The organism is Polaromonas sp. P1_E1_2, from assembly GCF_056406035.1.
Genome location: NZ_JBFUAZ010000020.1, coordinates 1 through 19376, shown reverse-complemented (window position 1 = coordinate 19376; position 19376 = coordinate 1). Strand labels below are relative to the sequence as shown.

Here is a 19376-nt window from a genome sequence, read left to right as displayed (position 1 = left end):
GTCCCCTGCAAGGGGAAAAGGGCTACACGCAGTGAGCCCGATAGGGGTGTGCCAATCTCTCGGCTTTGCCAGACCGCAGGCGGGCGGCCCCCTCGGGGGGCAGGGAGCTACATAAAGTGAGCGACCGTGGGGGCTCTACTGCGCCGCCCAGATGCGCTGGATCTGGGTAGACAGCTCCATCGGGTCAAACGGCTTGGGGATCACCTCCATGGCGCCCAGGCCCTTGTACACCGCGACCTCTGCAGCCTGCACCTTCGCGGTCATAAAAATCACCGGCGTGTCGGCCGTGGCCGGCAATGCCCGAAGACCTTTGAGYGTGCTGGGCCCGTCCATGCCGGGCATCATCACGTCCAGCAGCAGCAGGTCGGCGCCGGCGCCCGGTGCGGCATCCAGCGCCTCCTGGCCCGAAGCGCAGGCGATAACGGTGAAGCCGCCTACGGCTTCCAGCGCCATTTGCGCAACCATACGAATGTCGGGTTCGTCTTCGACATACAGGATACGGGTCAGTGGTTTGGTCATGATCAGATCAGGGGTTGGGATTGGGTGGGGCGGTAGTCGGCGGGAATCTGGAGCACACGCTGGATTGTATTGAGCAGTTCGGTATTGGAAGTATGGGCCTTGACCAGCACCGCATCGGCCTGCTTGCCATCTGCCGGGTTTACGTCGCCGGCCGAGAACACGATCACCGGCGGGCGCGGATCCAGGGCGTCGATATCCTCGAACAGGTCCCAGCCCGAATGGCTGCCGAGCGACAGGTCCAGCAGGATCAGGTCGAATGAATGCTGGCGCAGGAGGGCGCGAGCCTCGTCCAGCGTGGTGGCAAATTCGAAGGTCGCAAAGTCCTGCGCAATGGCTGCCGTGATTTGCTGGATATCCTGGTCGTCTTCGACATGCAGAACGCGCGGTTTGCCTTCATCCACRCTGACAACGGCCCGKCGCAGGCTGTGAATRAGSAGCCGCTCGTCAATSGGYTTTTTSAGCCAGTCCGACACCGTGTGCGGCTTGCGGTTGAACTGCAACTGCCCTTGCTCGGCCATGGCCGAGATCACCACAACAGGCAGGTGGCGGGTTCGTTCGTCCTCCCGCAGCTGGCCGATAAAAGCCACGCCGTTCTGCCCCGGCAGTTTCAGGTCTACCGTCACGGCGTCGTAGCTGTTAACTGCCAGGCAAGCCAGCGCTTGCTCCGCGCTGTGTGTCATGTCGGAGTCGAACCCGGCCTTGCTCAGCATCATGCTGATCAGCCTGGCCACATCGGGATCGCCTTCGCAGATCAGGATGCGGGGCCGGGTTGAAACAGCCGGCTGTATCCGCACGGGTTGCAGCAGTGGCACCGGGTTGGTCCATTCCGGCACTTCAAAAAAGAAGGTGGTTCCCACGCCTTCCGCGCTGCTGAAGCCGATCGTGCCGTCCATCTTCTCCACCAGCGCGCGGGAAATATTCAGGCCGAGGCCGGTTCCGCCTTTTTGCCGGGTGTCGGAAGAATCTGCCTGCGAGAATTTCTGGAAAATGCGGCCGTGGAACTCCTCGGGAATGCCGGGGCCGACATCAACCACCTCGACGCGAACGCGCTGCGCCGACCGTGACAGCCTGACCTCCACCGGGCTGCCCGGCGGCGAAAACTTGACCGCGTTGGACAGAAGATTGGTCAAAACCTGGGTCATGCGATCGGCGTCGATCCGCACCTGCAGGGCGACGTCAGGCGCCCGCAACACGAGGTCTACCCGGTGCTGGCTGGCAAAGCCCTCGTTGGCGACCAGCGCCTGCTGCACCAGTTGCCGAAGGTCCACCACCTGCAGGTCCAGGCGCAATTTGCCGGACTCGATTTTTTCACTGTCCAGGATGTCGTTGATCAGCCGGATCAGGCGCTCGCAGTTGCTTTGGGCAATGCCCACCAGGTTCTTCACCGCCGCAGGCAGCTCACCGGCCACGCCGCCGGAAATCAGCCCCAGAGAGCCGCGTATGGACGTCAGCGGCGTGCGCAGCTCGTGGCTGACGGTGGACACGAATTCGGTCTTCATGCGGTCGATACGCCTGAGCTCGGTGATGTCCGTGCCCATTGAGAAGAACCCGATGACCTTGTCTTTGGCTGCGCCTTCGCCGTAGCGGGGGAAATACTGCATCGCGAAGTGCCTGCGCTCGCCTTGCGGCGTCACCTGGGTGCGTTCGTAGCGGACCGGCTTGCCGCTCAGCACTTCTTCCACTTTCTCCCGGACGGTTTCGTAAATCTCCGGACCCAGGACTTCAGCCAGGGGGTGCCCGTCGATCTGCTCGAAGCTCAGGCCGAAAGCAGCTTCGTAAGCGCGGTTGTGAAAGCGAAAGCGCTGCTCCGTATCGAGGTAGGCAATCAGGGCCGGCACCGTATCGGTGACCTGGCGCAGCTGGGACTCGCTCGCCCGCAAGGCCTTGCTGATGCGCTTGCTCTCGGTAATGTCATGCATCAACGCGGTGAAAAGGCGGCGGCCGCCGACCTGCACATCACTAAAAGACACACTGACCATGAACTCGCTGCCATCTTTGCGCATGGCGCGCACTTCCTGCCCGGATATCCGGAATGTTTCCGGCTGCTCGCGCATCATGGAGGTGAAATCCTTGTATTGCTGGCGAAACCGCGGCGGCACCAATTCCGACACGTCACGGCCGATCAGATCGCTTTTCTCATACCCAAAGAGCTGTAAAGCCGCCGCGTTGGCCTCCAGAACGATGTCGTCGGACGTGGTGGTGATCACCGTTTCGACCATCCCCTCGGTAATGCTGCGGCTCATCACTTCTGTGTCGCGCAATTGCTCCTCACCGCGTTTTCGCACGTGCTCATAGTGCTTGACCACATAGACCATCCAGGCCAGCATGCAGGCAAACAACAGGTTTCCCGCGATGATGAAGCCCTGAGCCCACTGGGCGCTATGCTCCGCCGCGGCCTGCGCGTCACGCCACTTGTGGACCTCGCGATTACGCGCGTTTTCCAGCAACCCGTCGGTGCGCAGCCTCAATTGCCGGCTGGCATCACTGCCAAGAACGGTCGCAGCGGCTTCGGGGCCGGACGCCTTGCGCGCCGCGATGGACTGGTTCGCGATCAGGGCGCGCTGGTTGATCAGTYCGTCAAACTCCACGGCCTCCTGCAGCACGTTGGCGCTGCGCATGCGTGCCCTGATCGCGCGCAACTCGACCCGAGCCCGCTGGAACTCCTCCAGCTCCTGGGGGCTGCCGCTCAGAAGATACTGCCGCAATGTGGACTCGGCCGTGCGGAGGCCGGAGTCCGCACGCTCGAGCATCACCAGCGTGTCTTCCGTGCGCACCCGGGATTGCGCCGTTTCAATCAGGCGGTCGATGCCGATGTACGAGGCCGCACCCACAACCATCATCAGCACGAGGCCTGCAGCCAATGCGATTTTGATCTTGACCAGAAAAGCGTTGGAGGAAACCATGGACATTTTGTGCGATCTGATCGTAGGCGTTCACGCAGTACCGGGAAAGCGCTGCTGCAGTGCCTTAACTGCCCGTCCGACTTCGGCCTGCACCTGCGGCGAAAGCGGCCGGCCGGCACCGACATGAGGTTCTATGGCCAGTTCCAGCGCCTGGGCCGCAAGACCGAGGTCGACCCATCCGAAGGTTGCCGCAGATCCGGCCAGGCTGTGCGCATGGCGTTCCAGGGTTGGCAGAGCCTGCGCCAGATCGTCGCCGTTGAGAATTTGTTGCCATAAGGCCGCCACCTGCTCAAGACGACGCGGCAACGAGCGGGTGTAATCGGCGCGCTGCTCCTCCAGAAATGCGAGCAGGGCCGGGTTGGGTTGCGTCATGGCATCCGGAAAGCTGGCGCCAGCCATGCGCTATTTGATGCGGTGCCGCGGGAGAAGCTGGTGACCAGCCCCGAAGTCGCCTTGGCATGCAAGCCGCGCGGGCACGCATGTTGCACTTGATGAAGAAGAAAGCACATGCGGCTTATCTTACGGCGCAGGTGCCAAAACGCAGCGTAGGACAAGTACGAGGTTTCGCCTTGGGGTGCACCGCTTGCGGCGGGATGTCAGAAGCGAATCATCTGTACCGACGGATAATTAATTCTTATAGACTGCTTTATCGCAAAAAACCCTGAATCTATGCGGTAACTAAATACATTAGTATTCAATCATTGGAGGCGCCGCGCGCATCAAGCCGATGGATCGGCAGCCCGCCCCAGCGCGGCGATCACATCAGACTGGGTAATAATTCCCACCAGCCGCCCCCCCTCCCCGATGATGGGAATGTGGTGGTGACCGGTGCTGCCGAACAGCGGCACCAGTTCCACCAGCCGACGGTGCATGCCCGCCACCCGCACATTGCGGGTCATGATCTGGCCGACGACTTCAGGTTTGTCGGAGTAAACGCTGCGCGTGGTGYGCACCAGCTGCCTCAACTTGGCGTCAAAGCCTTCGTACAAATCGAGTTCTGCCGCCCGCATGAAGTCGGCCTGCGTGATGATGCCCGCGATGCGGAAGCTACGGTCCACCACCGGCAAGGCCTTGATGCGGCGCTCCCTCAGCAGGGCCCAGGCCTCTTCCAGCGGCGTGCCGAATTCCACCGTGACGAGATCGCGCGACATGACGTCAGCGCAGCGGACTTCCGCCAGTTTGCGGTCGTACGCGCGCAGCCGGGTTTCGGCCAGCAAGGTCTTGAGGTCGTCGCGGCTGACGTCCAACACCTGGTTGTAGCGCGCCAGTACGGCGTCCAGATCCGCATCAAGCAACTGGTCTTCTACGGACGGCGCGGGGCCCGGCGGGGCCAATTGCGTGTGGGGATAGGCCCTGCGCGTGGCGTTGTTGTAGGCGACGCCGACCGCCACCAGCAGCACGGAGTTGAGCATCACGGGATAGAAGGCAAACAGCGGGTCGGAAACTCCGCCCAGCACCACCATCAAGGCAGTGGCGCCGCCCGGCGGATGCAGGCAGCGCAACGCCAGCATGAGCGCGATGGCCGTGGCCACGCCCACCGCGGCCGCAAGCGCCGGCGAGCCCAGCAGATGCATGCCATGCACGCCCGCAATGCCGGCAAGCGCCGACAGGGTATTACCGCCCACCACATTCCAGGGCTGCGCCATAGGACTGGCCGGCACGGCATACACCAGCACGGCGCTGGCGCCCAGCGGCGCCACCAGCCAGGGCAGRCCCGGCATCATCCGGTCAGCCAGGTGGCACAGCAGCCCTGTCACAAAAATGCCCAGCAGCGACCCGATGACAATGCGCAGCCGCTCGCGTGAGTTGATGCGGGTGCGTCCCGGCCGGAAGCCTCGCCACCACGCGCGCGTGAAGAATGCGGCGCGCTGCGTCAACCCAGTCACCAGGGCTCAGCCCGATCAGCCGCGGGCGCGTTGATAAAGACCCTGCACCTTGGGCACGTTGGCCTGCAGCTGCTGGATGCGTTCAGGACCGGAGGGGTGGGTGGACAGAAAGCTCGGGCCGCCGGCACCGCCACCAGCCTGCGCCATTTTTTCCCAGAGGCTGACGGATGCCTGCGGGTTATAGCCGCCGCGCGCAGCCAGCTCCAGTCCGACGAGGTCGGCGTCGGTTTCATCATCGCGGCTGTAACGCAGCGTCAGCAGCTGAGTGCCGATGTTTGCGGCCACATCGCCCAGCTGTCCCAGTCCAAAAAGTTGTGACAACGCGGACAGGCCCATGCTCGTGCCCTGGCTTTTGGCAATGCGGGAGCGCGCATGCTCGCGCAACGCATGGGCCATTTCGTGACCCATGATCATTCCAATTTCATCGTCGGTGAGCTTGAGCTGATCGATGATGCCCGTGTAGAACGCGATCTTGCCTCCGGGCATGCAGAAGGCGTTGATCTGCTTGCTGCCAAGCAGGTTGACCTCCCAGCGCCACTGGTTGGCGCGGTCGTTCCACTGCGCGGCCTGCGGCACCAACCGCGTGGCGATGCCGCGTATGCGCTGCAGCTGGGGGTTGCCCGGCGAGGCCAGCGCGCCCTTGGACTTCGCCTCCGCCAGCAGCTTGGCATATTCCTGCGTGGCGGCGTTTTCCAGTTCCTCGGCAGGGATCAGCTTGCGCAGCCCCGATGACGGTCCGACATCAACCTGCGCGAGCAGCGGGGTGGTGACGGCCGTCGCTGCGGCGCCGCCGGCAGCCAGCAGGAACGCCCGGCGGCCAGCCCAGGCAGAGTGTTTGGCCTCGCATAAAAAGCACATGGGTGAATAATAGTCACAAATCAAGATGCCCATGTCAGACAAAACCCCCTCCTCCGAACTGCCATCACCCGCCCCTGTCGCTGCGCACAGCGCGGCATCTACAGCCCCCACTGTGAAAGCCGCACCCAAACCCACCTGGCGCGATGTCTGGCACGTGTATGCCGAGGCCGCCACGCTGCGCATGCTGTTTCTGGGCTTTTCCGCCGGCCTGCCCTTGCTGCTGGTGTTTGGCACGCTGAGCTTCTGGCTGCGCGAAGCAGGCATAGACCGCACCACCATCGGCTACCTGAGCTGGGTCGGGCTGGCCTACGGCTTCAAGTGGGTGTGGGCGCCGCTGGTGGACCGCATGCCGATTCCGCTGCTCACGCGCATGCTTGGGCGCCGGCGCAGCTGGCTGCTGTTGTCGCAACTGGTCATCGTGGCGGCGCTTGTCGGTATGGCGCTGACGGACCCCAAGCTGGCATTGCAACCCGTCGTGTGGTGCGCACTGGCCGTGGCATTCGGGTCGGCCACACAAGACATCGCGCTGGACGCCTACCGCATCGAGTCGGCCGATATCCAGCGCCAGGCCGCACTGGCTGCCGCCTACCAGACGGGTTACCGCATCGCGATGATCTGGGCCGGCGCCGGGGCGCTGTGGATTGCAGCGCGTGCCGAAGTCGCAGGCGACGCCCTCACTTACCAGCACGGCGCATGGCAAGTGGCCTACCTGGTCATGGCGGCGTCCATGCTGCTGGGCATGGCGACGGTGCTGCTGTCGCCTGAACCAGCGCCGCGCCCGCAGGCGCCATCGCGCAACGCTGCAGAGTGGCTTAAAACCGCGCTGGTCGACCCGTYCGCCGATTTCCTGCGCCGCTACGGCAAGCAGGCGCTGCTGATCCTGGCCCTGATCGCGGTCTACCGCATCAGCGACGTTGTCATGGGCATCATGGCCAACCCGTTCTATGTCGACATGGGCTACACCAAAGACGAAGTAGCTGCAGTGACCAAAATTTACGGCGTGGTGATGACGCTGGCAGGCGCCTTCGTGGGTGGCGCGCTGGCCATGCGTTTCGGCGTGATGCGCGTGCTGATGCTGGGCGCCGTGCTGAGTGCTGCCAGCAACCTGCTGTTTGCCTGGCTGGGCACGCGCGGGCACGACGTCAACGCGTTGATCTTCGTGATTTCGGCAGACAACCTTTCCAGTGGTATCGCCTCGGCCGCCTTCATTGCCTACCTGTCGAGCCTCACCAACATCAATTACTCGGCCACCCAGTACGCGCTCTTCAGCTCGATGATGCTATTGCTGCCCAAGTTCCTTGCCGGTTATTCGGGCAAGTATGTGGACGCCTTTGGCTACAGCAACTTCTTCACCGCAACAGCCTTGCTGGGCCTGCCGGTGCTGGTTCTGGTGGGTTTTGCTTCACGACTTAAAACGCCGCAAGCCCAGAAGGAATAAGCGCAAGCAGCTATTAATTCAATAGCAATTCCGCACCATGGCGGACGTGCCGTGCACGGAGTATGCTGGAGGCTCGCTGCCCCGGTTTACCGTAACTTTACGGTGGCTTCAAGCGGGATTGTTGCGCCCGGCGCACCATGAATTTCATTGTGATTCCACCCCACGGGGAACACCTGCACACGAGGACCAGCCATGACCCAACAGCTTTTGATGATTGAAGACGATACCCGCCTGGCCAATATGGTGGGCGAATACCTTCGCCAGTCGGGCTACGGTTTTACCCACGCGGCCGACGGCGCGGCGGGCCTGGCAGCGCTGGAAGCTGCAACGCCCGATCTGGTCATCCTCGACCTGATGCTGCCCGACATGGACGGCCTGGAAGTGTGCCGGCGCATCAAGGGCCAGGGCAGCGAAAACGCCAACACCGCCGTGCTGATGCTGACGGCCAAAGGCGACCCGATGGACCGCATCGTCGGCCTGGAAATTGGCGCTGACGACTACCTGCCCAAACCTTTCGAGCCGCGCGAGTTGCTGGCGCGCATCCGGGCCGTGCTGCGCCGCGGCGGCGAAACGGGTGCGGCAGCCTCCAGCGGCGGCCACAAGGTCATGCGCTTCGGTTCGCTGGAGATTGACCGCGATGCACGCACCGTATCGGTGTCCGGCAACACCTGCGAGCTGACGTCTTACCAGTTCGACCTGCTGGTGGCGCTGGCCGAACGTGCAGGCCGCGTGCTGAGCCGCGACCAGATCATGGAAGCCGTACGCGGCCGCGAACTCGAGGCCTTTGACCGTTCCATCGACGTGCACATGGGCCGCATCCGCAGCGCCATCGAGGCCGACGCAAAAGACCCCAAGCGCATTCTGACGGTGCGCGGTGTCGGCTACGTTTTTGCCAAACAGCAGGACTAGATTCTTATGTGGGGACGTTTTACATCGCACCTCTATGTGCGAATCTGGCTGGCTGTTGTCGCTACAGTGCTGGTCCTCACTTTTCTGGTGGGCGCGGCGTGGCGCCTGAGCGCCGACCCGCCGCAGCTGCCGATACGCGAAGTGCTGGTGCACAACGACAAGGGCGAAGTCATCGGCACGGCGCAGACCAAGCCCGACCGCAAACCCGGTGACGGCCTGGAATTTGACGTGTTGACCAAAGACGGCCAGACGCTGAACCTGGTGTTGCCGCGGCCCAAACGCCCACCCGGCAATAACCCGTGGAATCGCCCTCCGTTTGGTTTTGGCTGGATGCTGGTCGTCGTCGGCCTGGCCGTGGCGCTGGGCGCCTACCCCGTGATGCGAAGGTTGACGCTGCGGCTGGAAGCCCTGCAGCGCGGCGTGGAGCGCTGGGGCGCCGGTGATTTGTCGGCCCGCGTCAATGCAGACGGCAAGGACGAGGTGGCCTTCCTGGCCAGGCGCTTCAACCACGCGGCCGAGCGTATCGAAACCCTGATGGAGTCGCACAAATCGCTGCTGGCCAACGCGTCGCACGAATTGCGCTCACCGCTGGCGCGTATCCGCATGGGGCTGGAACTCATGGGCACCGACGCCGCATCGCCGCAGCGCAAGGAAATTTCCCGCAGCATCTCCGAACTCGACCAACTGATCGATGAGATCCTGTTGGCCAGCCGCCTCGACGCCAAGCAGGCCGACGCGGAGCCTTTTGAAACCCTGGACCTCACCGGCCTGGCGGCGGAAGAATGCTCGCGCGTCAATGCGGAATTGAGCGCCGAGCTGGACCAGGATGCCAGCGGCCCTGGCGCCGGTCTGGGCATTGATGCCGATAGCCACAGCCTGACGGTGCAGGGTTCTCCACGCCTCTTGCGCCGGCTGATCCGTAATCTGYTGGAAAACGCGCGGCGCTATAGCACCGGCGAGATCAGCCTGGAGCTGGCACAGGCCCGGGCCGGGGCAAAACAGCGGGCCGTGATCAAGGTCCATGACCGCGGCCCAGGCGTGCCCGCCGAGCAGCGTGAGCGTATTTTTGAGCCTTTTTACCGCCTGCCCGGCGCCAGTGAACGCGAAGGCGGCGTGGGGCTCGGCCTGGCCCTGGTGAAGTCGATCAGCCAGCGCCATGGGGGCAGCGTTCGCTGCGAAGCCCGGCCCGGCGGCGGCGCGACTTTTGTTGTTGAATTGCCGGTTGTCCATCCATAAACGTGAAATAAATCACGAAAAATGGCCTCCAACAACACTAAACCGCGTGTCTCCTCTATTTGGAGAATGGTCAGACAGGGTGTAATCACCGACATTTCTTTCCGTTGCTGTCACAACAATGGGTAGGGGAACAGGGGAATTAAAAGGGACTAAAAAACCAAACGTCGGTGAAGCATTTCAATGATTCCCAACGACATCTTCCTCACGGAAGAAGTTTGCAAAAGCCACCTCGCGGTGGCTTTTTTTTGCCTGAAGACATGGCGGAGCGCCCTTTGATACGCTCAGGGATTCAGCCACCCACAGGAACCCCATGAGCCTTGCCACCACACCCCCAACTCTCGCCGTCCCCCAGGGCTTCTTCCCGCTTGCCGAAGACCGGATGCCGCTGATGCCGCGGGAGGCCATGTCACCCGCGCAGCAGGCCGCTGCGGACGCACTGATCGCCGGCCCGCGCAAGGCCGTGTTTGGCCCCTTCATTCCCCTGCTGCGCAGCCCGCAGCTCATGGGCCGCATTGGCGACGTGGGGGCTTACCTGCGCTTTGAAAGCACGCTGGACGCGCGCGTCCGCGAACTCATTACCTGCGTGGCGGCCCGCCATACCGCCAACCAGTTTGAATGGCTGATGCATGCGCCGCTGGCGGTGGCTGCGGGCGTGAGCCAGGCCACTGTGGACGCGATCGCCGAAGGCAGGCAGCCCCGTGAACCGGCCGCCGATGAGGCCGTCGCGCTGGACCTCACGTTCGAAGTGCTGCGCCAGCATGGCTGCTGCGACGCCACCTACGCCGCGGCAGTGGAAACTTTCGGCGAACAGGGTGTGGTCGAGCTGGTCAGCCTCGCCGGCTATTTTGTGATGGTGTGCTGGGTGATGAATGTGGCGCGTACGCCGACCCAGGGCAAACCGGGTTTTTCGCCGCTGGCGGCCTTCCCCGCCTGACCGGCCTAACTTTCCACCCGGGAAACCGGTGGCAGCGCCGCAAGCACCCGCTCGGCGCCCAAATCGTTCAGGCAGCGCGTATGGCCCAGCGGGCATTCGCGCTCGAAGCAGGGTGCGCAGTCCAGCGGCGGCTGGTAGGCTGCATCGGCTTTGAGCCACAGCACAGTGGCCTTGTCGCTTAATGGCGGCGTGTGCAGCGGACTGGATGAGCCGAAGATCGCCACTTGCGACACACCGAAGGCCGCAGCCACGTGCATCAGTCCCGAGTCATTGCTGACCGTGCTCTGGCTTGCGGCGATCAGGCACAGCGCCTGTACCAGCGAGGTCTTGCCCGCGAAGTTCAGGCACTTGCCGGGCTGCGCTGCGTTCACCGGCGCGGCAATTTCTTCGCAGAGCGCCGCTTCCTTGCCGGAGCCCAGCAACATCACCGGCAAAGCCAGCCGCGCGGCGAGTTCTGAAAAGTGACGGGCGGGCCAGCGCTTGGCAGGGCCGTATTCGGCACCGGGCGCAAACACGTAATAGCCGCCACGTTGCAGGCCCAGTTCAGCCAGAACCTGCTMAATTTCAGCTGGCGCCATCTGCAGTTGCGGCCGGTCTTTGTCGAGGTCCGCCCCACCGCTCAACGCTGAATAAAACGCCACCATGGGGGGCTTGTTCTTGGGGTTTTTAAGCCGGTGCGTGAGCAGGCCCACGCGGGCTTCGCCAAAGTAGCCGATGCGCTCCGGAATGCTGGCCAGAAAAGGCAGCAACGCGCTTTTCAGCGAGTTGGGCAGCACATAGGCCTTGTCGAAGCGGCCCTCGATGCGTTTGGCGATCGCACGACGCTCGCGGAATTGCRGGCCGCCGTGCGCGAAAGGGAACTCAATGACATCGGCCACCTGCGGCATCGCCCGGTAAACCGGCGCCACCCAGGGCAAGGCGCCTACCGTGAGGCGTTCGCCACGCGCATGCAGGCGGCGCATCAGCGGCTCCGTCATCACCGCATCCCCGATCCATTGTGGCGAAATTATTAGTGACTCAGGCATGTGGACTTCCCTTCCAATGCCAGCGCGAAACCGGCTTTGCCGGGCCGCAGATGGCGCCCCCTTGAGGGGGAAGCGGCCGCAGGCCGATTCGGGGGTGGGTCAATGTCCAGCGCCGAAGTGCTCGCCGGCTTTCAGCGCGTAAACMGTGCCGCAATACGGGCACTTGGCCTGGCCGGTGCGGGCCACGTCCAGGTAGACCTTGGGGTGGCTGTTCCAGATTTTCATGTCGGCTTTGGGGCTGGGGCAGTAGACCCCGCCCTGGGCGTTCAGGTCGGAGGCCAGCAGTTCGACAGCGGATGAATGGAGAGTCGTCGTGGTCATAAAGTCCTTTTTAGTTAAAGACGCCGCCGCGCCGGGCCGCCCCAAGCAAGGCACGGCCCCCTCGGGGGGCAGCGTAGTACACGCAGTGACAAGCGTGGGGGCTCACACTTTCGCCAACCAATGAGCGTACTTGGGATTGCGGCCGTTGACGATGTCAAAGAACGCGCTCTGGATTTTCTCGGTGATGGGGCCGCGCGAGCCGGCGCCGATTTCAATGCGGTCGAGTTCGCGGATGGGCGTGACTTCGGCGGCCGTGCCGGTGAAGAAGGCTTCGTCGGAGATATACACCTCGTCGCGCGTGATGCGTTTTTGCACGAGTTCCAGGCCCAGGTCCTTGCAGATGTGCAGGATGGTGTTGCGCGTGATGCCGTTGAGGGCGCCGGCAGACAGGTCGGGCGTGTAGACCACGCCGCCCTTGATCACAAAAATGTTTTCGCCCGCGCCTTCGCTGACAAAGCCCGACGCGTCGAGCAGCAGCGCTTCATCGTAGCCGTCATCCAGCGCTTCCATGTTGGCGAGGATGGAGTTGGTGTAATTGCTCACCGCCTTGGCCTGCGTCATGGTGATGTTGACGTGGTGGCGGGTGTAGCTGGAAGTCTTCACACGGATGCCGCGCTTCATGCCTTCTTCGCCAAGGTAGGCGCCCCAGGGCCAGGCCGCGACCATCAGGTGGATCTGGTTGCCCTTGGGGCTGACGCCGAGTTTTTGCGAACCGATCCAGGTCAGCGGGCGGATGTAGCAGGACTCCAGCTTGTTCTCGCGCACGACGGCTTTCGTGGCTTCGTTGACTTCGTCCTGGCTAAAGGGAATCTTCATGCGCAGGATYTTGGCGCTGTTGAAGAGGCGCTCGGTGTGCTCTTGCAGCCGGAAAATCGCCGTGCCGCCCTGGGCGTTGTAGGCCCGCACGCCTTCAAACGCGCCGCAGCCGTAATGCAGGGTGTGGCTCAGCACGTGGATCTTGGCGTCGCGCCAGTCGACCATCTGGCCGTCCATCCAGATTTTGCCGTCGCGGTCTGCCATGGAAGGTGCTACTGGGGACATGATGCTGATCCTGTGATGAGTGTCGTGGAATGATTTTTGGCCATCGGCCGCACCCGCCTGCCGGCAACCCCGGGAGGCGGTGCAAAGCCCGAAAGTCCGATTTTACGGTGCGGGTGGCGCTGCGCCCCCGGCCTCGGGCGAATCCGCGGGCGCCGGGCGGAAGAGTTCATGGTGCGACAGTTTGCCGCCCACAAAGGTGCAGGTGACATGCGACTCGGAACCGTCTGTCCAGCGGAAGATTTCGGGCTGCTCGTCCTTGGCCGACTGCAGCAGGCCCAGCGCCCGCGTCATCGCCACCACATGCAGCAATGTCATGCCGGGCCGGAGCTTGGCGTTGAGCATGACCGCGCTGTCGACATGACCGATGGGCCGGTTGGCTGCACGCTTCAAGACCTGCATCATGCGGGTGAAATGCAGCAGCACCCACATCACGAGGGCGCTGGCGGCGGCGGCTACACCGGCCCAGCCGTAAAAGCGGTACGCCAGCAAGACCCCGGCGATGCCGGCCACGGGAACAATGATTTTCTGGAAGTTCATGGCCTTATTTTCGCAGCCACCCGGGGCGCCGGCGCTGCGGGGAGTGCGTAGCCGCATGAAAAAACCGCCGAAAGCGGCCTCCAGGCAGCGTGGCGGGCTCTTTTTAAGCCAAAAGTGGCTGCTGCCCAATCAGATATTGCGCCAGCAGCTATGTTTTTAATAGCACTTTGTTAACTGCCGCGTTGTGCCCAACCGGTCGCCAGGGCATACGCCCAGTCGGGGCGCCCGCGCCCAAATGCCGCTTTGGATGCCGTCATATGGTCATAGGGCACCGCGCGCAGGTCCGCCCGCCAGCCTTGGGCGGTTTTTTCGACGACCGCGTAACGCGCGTGCGGCGCGCCGTTTTCCACCACATGCGGGTGAGGATGGTCGTCGTCATAGGCCTGCAGGCCGACGCTGCCGGGATTGACGACAAGCAGGTTGCCGCACTGGACCATGCGCGGCACATGGGTGTGGCCGCAAAGAACCAGCGAATGCGCCTGGGGGCTCTCGTCGCCAAGCCGCAGGAAAACTTCTTCGGCCGTGGCGGGCCGGATACCCGTCGGATGCGCGTCAGGAAAACCGGGCACCGTGGTTTCCATCCAGTAGATCAAATCGCTGCCGGGCGTTCCGTGGCACAGCAGCACGTCACCGCCCGCCAGCTCCAGGCGCGTGGGCAGCGACCTGATCCACGCCACCTGCGCCGACGTCAGCTGGCCCGCGGTGTAGCCGTCGGTACCGAGTGGGTCGAGATGCTGGCCCTGGTCCAGCAATTCCAGCACCTGCCGCTCGTGGTTGCCGCGGATGGTGGTGAAGTTGCGGGCCATCAGCAGGTCGGCGGTTTCCGCGGGTTGCAACGGGCCGCTCAGGATGTCGCCCAGATTCACGGTCTGGTCAACGCCCTGCCCGGCAATGTCCGCCAGCACGGCCTCAAGCGCCAGCAGGTTACCGTGAATGTCGGAGATGACGGCGAGTTTCATGGCCCTGATTGTGCAATGCCTCAGCTCAGGCTGCGCACCACTTCCATGGCCTCTTCCACGCGCTCGACGGCGTGGATGGTGAGGCCTTCAATCGGTTTCTTGGGCGCGTTGGCCTTGGGCACCACGGCTACGCTAAAACCCAGCTTGGCGGCCTCCTTCAGGCGCTCCTGGCCGCGCGGGGCCGGGCGCACTTCTCCGGCCAGCCCGACCTCGCCAAAGGCGATGAAACCCTTGGGCAGCGGCTTGCCGCGCAAGGACGAGGTGATGGCCAGCATCACGGCCAGGTCGGCTGCCGGCTCGCTGATGCGCACGCCGCCCACGGCGTTGACGAACACGTCCTGGTCCATGCAGGCGACGCCGGCGTGGCGGTGCAGCACCGCCAGCAGCATGGCAAGGCGGTCCCGGTCCAGGCCCACCGAGAGGCGCCGCGGGCTGGGCCCGCCGTTGTCGACCAGCGCCTGGATTTCAACCAGCATGGGGCGCGTGCCCTCCAGCGTGACCAGCACGCAGCTGCCGGGCACGGGCTCGCTGTGCTGGCTCAAAAAGATCGCACTCGGGTTGGCCACGCCTTTGAGGCCTTTTTCCGTCATGGCGAACACACCGATTTCGTTGACGGCGCCGAAACGATTCTTGATGGCGCGCACCAGGCGAAAGCTGGAATGCGTGTCGCCTTCAAAGTACAGCACGGTGTCGACCATGTGCTCGAGCACGCGCGGCCCGGCGAGCGCGCCTTCTTTGGTCACATGGCCCACCAGCACGATGCACGCGCCGCTGGACTTGGCGGCGCGCGTCAGGTGCGCCGCGCATTCACGCACCTGCGCCACCGAGCCGGGCGCCGACGTGAGCTGGTCGGAATACACCGTCTGGATGGAGTCGATTACCGCGATGGCGGGCTGCGTGGCCTCCAGCGTGGCGAGGATTTTTTCKAGCTGGATYTCCGCCAGCACCTTGACCTGCGAGCCGTCCAACCCCAGCCGGCGTGAACGCAGCGCGACCTGCGCGCCGCTCTCCTCGCCGGTCACGTACAAGGTGTTGAGCCCGGCGCGCTGCAATGAATCCAGCGCCTGCAGCAGCAAGGTGGACTTGCCGATGCCAGGGTCACCGCCAATGAGCACCACGCCGCCTTCGACAATGCCGCCGCCCAGCACGCGGTCCAGCTCTTCGTGCCCGGTCGGCGTGCGCTCCATGTCGGTGGCTTCGATGTCGGCCAGGGCGGTGACGTCAGAGGCCTTGGCCAGTGACTGGAACTGGCTGCTGTAGCGGTTCTTGACCGGCGCACTGTTTTCCGCGGCCGACTCGATCAGCGTGTTCCAGGCATTGCAGTGCGGGCATTTGCCCAGCCATTTGGGGCTGGTGCCGCCGCATTCGGTGCAGGTGTAAATCGTTTTGTCTTTAGCCATGCGTGATATTACTGTATAAATAACCAGCCTTTGCGTTTTGGTAATGATGGCGGGTCCTGTTCATCCGTGCAACCCGCCAAGCCCACCAGACTCCGTCATGCCTCACCTGAACATTCAATACACCGCCAACCTGGATAGCCTCACCGACATGAACGCCTTGTGCCACACGCTGGCCGCCACACTGGTGGCCCTGCGTGGAGAAGACGGGGTGGCGCCGCTTTTCCCGGTGGCCGGTACGCGGGTCATGGCCTGGCCGGCACAACACTTTGCGGTGGCGGACGGGCGGCCCGACCGCGCTTTTATCTACCTGAACCTCCTGATCACCCCCGGCCGCAGCGAAGCCATGAAAAAGCGGGCCGGCGACGCCCTGCTGGCCAGCGCCAGTGCACACCTGGATGCAGTGTTCGCGCAGCACGCTGTGGGCATGACATTGCAAATCGACGAGGGCATGCCCTTGTATGAAGGCAAGCGCAACAACCTCGCCGCGCATCTGGATGCCGCCTGATCCTGCACAAAATCGCATCTTGCACAACAATGGCTTTTTCGTGCCCGCCACGGCGCCACGGCAGCCCCCACCGATTCACGAGGACACACCATGAACATTTCGCGCCGCCAGCTCATCCAGTCATCCAGTGCTGCAGCACTGCTCACAGGCATCGGCCAGCGCGCCTGGGCCCAGGCCCTTGAAAGCACCAAGGTCATCGTCGGCTTCGCGCCCGGCGGCACCGCCGATATCGTGTCGCGCCGCGTCGCCGACAAGCTGCACCCCGGATATGCCAAAAGCGCCGTGGTGGAAAACAAGACCGGCGCGGGCGGGCAAATCGCCGTGCAGTTCGTCAAATCCGCCGCGCCCGACGGCGCTACCGTTTTGCTGACGCCCATGTCCATGCTGGGCATCTACCCGCACACCTACAAGAAACTGCCGTACGACCCGGTCGCCGACCTGACCCCGGTATCTGCCGGCGCGATCTTCGACTACGGCTTCGCCGTCGGCCCCTTGGTGCCGGCCAGCGTCAAAAACGTGCCGGACTTTCTTGCCTGGTGCAAGGCCAACCCAGGCCAGGCCAACTTCGGCTCACCGGCCGCCGGCTCATCGCCGCACTTCATCGGCGCGCTGCTGGGCCGGGCCGGCAACGTGGACTTGCGCCACGTGGCTTTTCGCGGCACCCAGCCAGCCGTGCTGGACATGGTGGGCGGGCAGATTGCCGCCGTGTCGGGCCCTACCGGCGAGTTCACCCAGCATGTCGCATCGGGCAAGTGCCGCCTGCTGTCGACCAGCGGCCCCAAACGTAGTCGTTTCACCCCCAACACGCCGACGCTGCTGGAGCAAGGCTTCAAGGACATGGCGTTCACCGAATGGTTCGGCTTCTTCCTGCCCGCCAAAGCGCCGCAGGATGTGGTGCAGCGCCTGAATGCCGGCATCCGCTCCGCGCTGGCCTCACAGGACGTGATTGACGGCCTGGCCGTGTCTTATCTGGAAGCAGCGCCGACCTCGCCCGCACAGCTGGCCGCCATGCTCAAGGCCGACACCGAGTTATGGGGCCCGCTGGTCAAGGCGGTGGGTTTTACACCTGAAGGTTAGAAGTAGAGCCCCCACGCTTGTCGCTTCGCGTACTGCGCTGCCCCCCGAGGGGGCGCTGCGCCTGCGGCCCGGCAAAGCCGGTTCCGCGGCCCCTGCTGGCCTTCCGCTTTTGGAATTTGGAAATGGAGACATGAAACAATGAAGGTATGTATTTATGGCGCCGGTGCCATTGGCGGCTGGATAGGCCACGGGCTGGCTCACGCAGGTTGCCGCGTCAGCGTGATAGCGCGCGGCGCTACGCTCGATGCCCTGCAGCTGCACGGGCTGCGGCTGAACCAGGGCGGCAAGATCACGTCGCAAGCCGTGGCTTCCAGCGCCTCGCCAACCGACCTCGGCGTGCAGGACCTGGTGGTGCTGGCCGTCAAAGCGCCTTCGCTGCCCGAGGTGGTGCGCCGGATCGCGCCGCTGATTGGCCCTGAAACGATGGTCCTGACCGCCATGAATGGCGTGCCCTGGTGGTTTTTGCAGGGGTTCGGCGGGACGCTTGAAGGCACCCAGTTGACCTCAGTGGACCCCGGCGGCGAGGTGGCGCAGGCCATTCCGGCAAAGCACATCGTCGGCTGCGTGGTGCATGCCAGCTGCTCGCTGGATGAGCCCGGCCAGGTGCACCACCACTTCGGCAACAAGCTCATCATCGGTGAGCCCTCCGGCGAGAAAACCTCCCGGGTGCAGCAACTTGCGGCCTTGCTTGAAAAAGCCGGCTTTGAAGCGCCGGTGTCCGGGCAGATCCAGAAAGACATCTGGTTCAAGCTCTGGGGCAACATGACCGCCAACCCGATCAGCGCGCTAACCGGCGCGACCATGGACCGCGTCCTGGACGATGAACTGGTGACGGGTTTCACCCACAGCGTGATGCTCGAAGCCAAGGAAATCGGGGCGCGCATCGGCATCCCGATCAACCAGACCCCTGCGGAGCGACATGTCATCACACGCAAGCTGGGCGCATTCAGGACATCCATGCTGCAGGACGTGGAAGCCGGCAAACCGGTCGAGTTGGACGCACTGGTGACGGCCGTGCGCGAGCTGGGGCAACTGACGGCCGTGCCCACACCTTATACCGACGCCTTACTCGGGCTGGCCCGGTTGCAGGCACGCGTCAAGGGTCTTTATTGACCCAAAGATTTTCTGGCTTTTTTCTCAACCACTTTTCAGGAGACAGCATGAAACACATCGGCGTTATCGGCGCATCGGGCCTCATGGGACACGGCATTGCACGCAACCTGCAGGCCAAGGGATTCAACGTCAGCCTGACCGTGCACCGCAATACGGAACGCGTGGCCGACCTACTGGCCGCCGGTGCGAAGCAGGCCGCCAGCCCCGCCGAATTGGGCGCGTGCGACGCGGTGATTATTTGCGTGACGGGATCGCCGCAGGTCGAAGAGACCCTGCTCGGGGCCAATGGCGTACTGTCAAAGGCGCGCGCCGGGTTGATCGTGATCGACACCTCCACCAGCGAACCCGAATCCACACGCCGCCTGGCCGCCCTATGCGCCGAGCGCGGTGCGACGCTGGTGGATGCACCACTGGCGCGCACGCCGGTGGAAGCCGAGCTCGGCAAGCTCAACACCATGGTGGGCGCAGAGCAGGCCGTGTTCGACAAAATCCGGCCGGTACTGGCCGCCTATTGCGAAAACATCTTTCACGTAGGCGGCCCCAGCGCCGGGCATGTGATCAAACTGCTCAACAACTTCATCGGCCAGGCAATTTGCACGGCTACCGCCGAGGCCTTTGCCGTGGGCGCACTGGCGGGCATTCAGCCGCAAAAGCTGGTGGAAGTGATTTCGGCCGGCGCGGTGAACTCGGGCCTCTTCCAGGCCATGGCCAAGAC

19 protein-coding genes are annotated in these 19376 nt (G+C 63.8%); 8 read left to right on the top strand and 11 right to left on the bottom strand.

Translation table 11 applies throughout. The features are described 5' to 3' along the window. Nucleotides 1-135: 135 nt before the first annotated feature. The 5 genes from AC1D1P_RS02555 to AC1D1P_RS02535 all read right to left on the bottom strand — a co-directional run bounded on the left by AC1D1P_RS02555 (nucleotide 136) and on the right by AC1D1P_RS02535 (nucleotide 6166). A complete protein-coding gene (locus tag AC1D1P_RS02555) occupies nucleotides 136-519 on the bottom strand; it encodes a response regulator (RefSeq protein ID WP_477647940.1) in 384 nt (127 codons plus the stop codon). Nucleotides 520-521: 2 nt separating this feature from the next. Beyond that, nucleotides 522-3422: a PAS domain S-box protein gene (locus tag AC1D1P_RS02550; protein ID WP_477671999.1), complete on the bottom strand. Its 2901-nt coding sequence runs from the start codon at nucleotides 3420-3422 to the stop codon at nucleotides 522-524. A gap of 30 nt (nucleotides 3423-3452) precedes the next feature. Then, nucleotides 3453-3821, bottom strand: coding sequence for an Hpt domain-containing protein (locus AC1D1P_RS02545; RefSeq protein WP_477670261.1), 369 nt, complete (start codon nucleotides 3819-3821; stop codon nucleotides 3453-3455). A 320-nt stretch (nucleotides 3822-4141) separates the two neighbouring features. After that, on the bottom strand, nucleotides 4142-5299 hold the full coding sequence (locus AC1D1P_RS02540) for an HPP family protein (protein WP_477672000.1): 1158 nt from the start codon (nucleotides 5297-5299) through the stop codon (nucleotides 4142-4144). 24 nt (nucleotides 5300-5323) lie between these two features. After that, complete coding sequence (locus tag AC1D1P_RS02535; protein ID WP_477670262.1) at nucleotides 5324-6166, bottom strand: M48 family metallopeptidase; 843 nt, start codon at nucleotides 6164-6166, stop codon at nucleotides 5324-5326. Between the two features lie 31 nt (nucleotides 6167-6197). Between AC1D1P_RS02535 and AC1D1P_RS02530 the strand changes: the two genes are divergently transcribed. The 4 genes from AC1D1P_RS02530 (at nucleotide 6198) to AC1D1P_RS02515 (ending at nucleotide 10683) form a co-directional block, all read left to right on the top strand. Then, a complete protein-coding gene (locus tag AC1D1P_RS02530) occupies nucleotides 6198-7604 on the top strand; it encodes an AmpG family muropeptide MFS transporter (RefSeq protein WP_477671998.1) in 1407 nt (468 codons plus the stop codon). 192 nt (nucleotides 7605-7796) lie between these two features. Beyond that, entirely contained in the window at nucleotides 7797-8513 is a 717-nt protein-coding gene (locus AC1D1P_RS02525; RefSeq protein WP_477670264.1) for a response regulator, read from the top strand. Nucleotides 8514-8519: 6 nt separating this feature from the next. Then, nucleotides 8520-9749, top strand: a complete 1230-nt coding sequence (locus AC1D1P_RS02520; protein WP_477670265.1) for an ATP-binding protein — start codon at nucleotides 8520-8522, stop codon at nucleotides 9747-9749. A gap of 310 nt (nucleotides 9750-10059) precedes the next feature. After that, nucleotides 10060-10683: a carboxymuconolactone decarboxylase family protein gene (locus tag AC1D1P_RS02515; protein WP_477671997.1), complete on the top strand. Its 624-nt coding sequence runs from the start codon at nucleotides 10060-10062 to the stop codon at nucleotides 10681-10683. 5 nt (nucleotides 10684-10688) lie between these two features. Here the strand turns inward: AC1D1P_RS02515 and waaF are convergent, their stop codons facing one another. From waaF to radA, 6 genes are all read right to left on the bottom strand, one after another. Further along, nucleotides 10689-11708 carry a lipopolysaccharide heptosyltransferase II gene (waaF, locus tag AC1D1P_RS02510; protein WP_477671996.1) on the bottom strand — a complete coding sequence of 340 codons (1020 nt, stop codon included), beginning with the start codon at nucleotides 11706-11708 and terminating at the stop codon, nucleotides 10689-10691. A 99-nt stretch (nucleotides 11709-11807) separates the two neighbouring features. After that, nucleotides 11808-12029 carry a zinc-finger domain-containing protein gene (locus AC1D1P_RS02505; RefSeq protein ID WP_477670268.1) on the bottom strand — a complete coding sequence of 74 codons (222 nt, stop codon included), beginning with the start codon at nucleotides 12027-12029 and terminating at the stop codon, nucleotides 11808-11810. Between the two features lie 102 nt (nucleotides 12030-12131). Next, entirely contained in the window at nucleotides 12132-13070 is a 939-nt protein-coding gene (locus AC1D1P_RS02500) for a branched-chain amino acid transaminase (protein ID WP_477670269.1), read from the bottom strand. A 102-nt stretch (nucleotides 13071-13172) separates the two neighbouring features. Then, entirely contained in the window at nucleotides 13173-13607 is a 435-nt protein-coding gene (locus AC1D1P_RS02495; protein ID WP_477671995.1) for a glycerate kinase, read from the bottom strand. Nucleotides 13608-13777: 170 nt separating this feature from the next. Continuing rightward, on the bottom strand, nucleotides 13778-14566 hold the full coding sequence (locus AC1D1P_RS02490) for a metallophosphoesterase family protein (protein ID WP_477671994.1): 789 nt from the start codon (nucleotides 14564-14566) through the stop codon (nucleotides 13778-13780). A gap of 20 nt (nucleotides 14567-14586) precedes the next feature. Next, nucleotides 14587-15966 carry a DNA repair protein RadA gene (radA, locus tag AC1D1P_RS02485; RefSeq protein WP_477671993.1) on the bottom strand — a complete coding sequence of 460 codons (1380 nt, stop codon included), beginning with the start codon at nucleotides 15964-15966 and terminating at the stop codon, nucleotides 14587-14589. A gap of 97 nt (nucleotides 15967-16063) precedes the next feature. On the opposite strand from radA, the gene AC1D1P_RS02480 reads away from it, so the two are divergent. The 4 genes from AC1D1P_RS02480 to AC1D1P_RS02465 all read left to right on the top strand — a co-directional run. Further along, nucleotides 16064-16471 (top strand): 5-carboxymethyl-2-hydroxymuconate isomerase, encoded by a 408-nt coding sequence (locus tag AC1D1P_RS02480; RefSeq protein WP_477670273.1) that lies wholly within the window; start codon nucleotides 16064-16066, stop codon nucleotides 16469-16471. A gap of 90 nt (nucleotides 16472-16561) precedes the next feature. Beyond that, nucleotides 16562-17548 (top strand): Bug family tripartite tricarboxylate transporter substrate binding protein, encoded by a 987-nt coding sequence (locus AC1D1P_RS02475; protein ID WP_477671992.1) that lies wholly within the window; start codon nucleotides 16562-16564, stop codon nucleotides 17546-17548. 138 nt (nucleotides 17549-17686) lie between these two features. Then, nucleotides 17687-18661 (top strand): 2-dehydropantoate 2-reductase, encoded by a 975-nt coding sequence (locus AC1D1P_RS02470; RefSeq protein ID WP_477670275.1) that lies wholly within the window; start codon nucleotides 17687-17689, stop codon nucleotides 18659-18661. Nucleotides 18662-18708: 47 nt separating this feature from the next. Continuing rightward, nucleotides 18709-19376 (top strand): NAD(P)-dependent oxidoreductase (locus AC1D1P_RS02465; RefSeq protein ID WP_477671991.1); only part of this gene is annotated, 668 nt, incomplete at its 3' end.

Bases quoted from the DNA above. Each gene is read 5' to 3' on its own strand.
- AC1D1P_RS02535 (WP_477670262.1), bottom strand. From the start codon at position 6,166: ATGTGCTTTTTATGCGAGGCCAAACACTCTGCCTGGGCTGGCCGCCGG.
- AC1D1P_RS02470 (WP_477670275.1), top strand. From the start codon at position 17,687: ATGAAGGTATGTATTTATGGCGCCGGTGCCATTGGCGGCTGGATAGGC.
- AC1D1P_RS02495 (WP_477671995.1), bottom strand. From the start codon at position 13,607: ATGAACTTCCAGAAAATCATTGTTCCCGTGGCCGGCATCGCCGGGGTC.
- AC1D1P_RS02490 (WP_477671994.1), bottom strand. From the start codon at position 14,566: ATGAAACTCGCCGTCATCTCCGACATTCACGGTAACCTGCTGGCGCTT.
- AC1D1P_RS02480 (WP_477670273.1), top strand. From the start codon at position 16,064: ATGCCTCACCTGAACATTCAATACACCGCCAACCTGGATAGCCTCACC.
- AC1D1P_RS02525 (WP_477670264.1), top strand. From the start codon at position 7,797: ATGACCCAACAGCTTTTGATGATTGAAGACGATACCCGCCTGGCCAAT.
- AC1D1P_RS02545 (WP_477670261.1), bottom strand. From the start codon at position 3,821: ATGGCTGGCGCCAGCTTTCCGGATGCCATGACGCAACCCAACCCGGCC.
- AC1D1P_RS02475 (WP_477671992.1), top strand. From the start codon at position 16,562: ATGAACATTTCGCGCCGCCAGCTCATCCAGTCATCCAGTGCTGCAGCA.
- AC1D1P_RS02515 (WP_477671997.1), top strand. From the start codon at position 10,060: ATGAGCCTTGCCACCACACCCCCAACTCTCGCCGTCCCCCAGGGCTTC.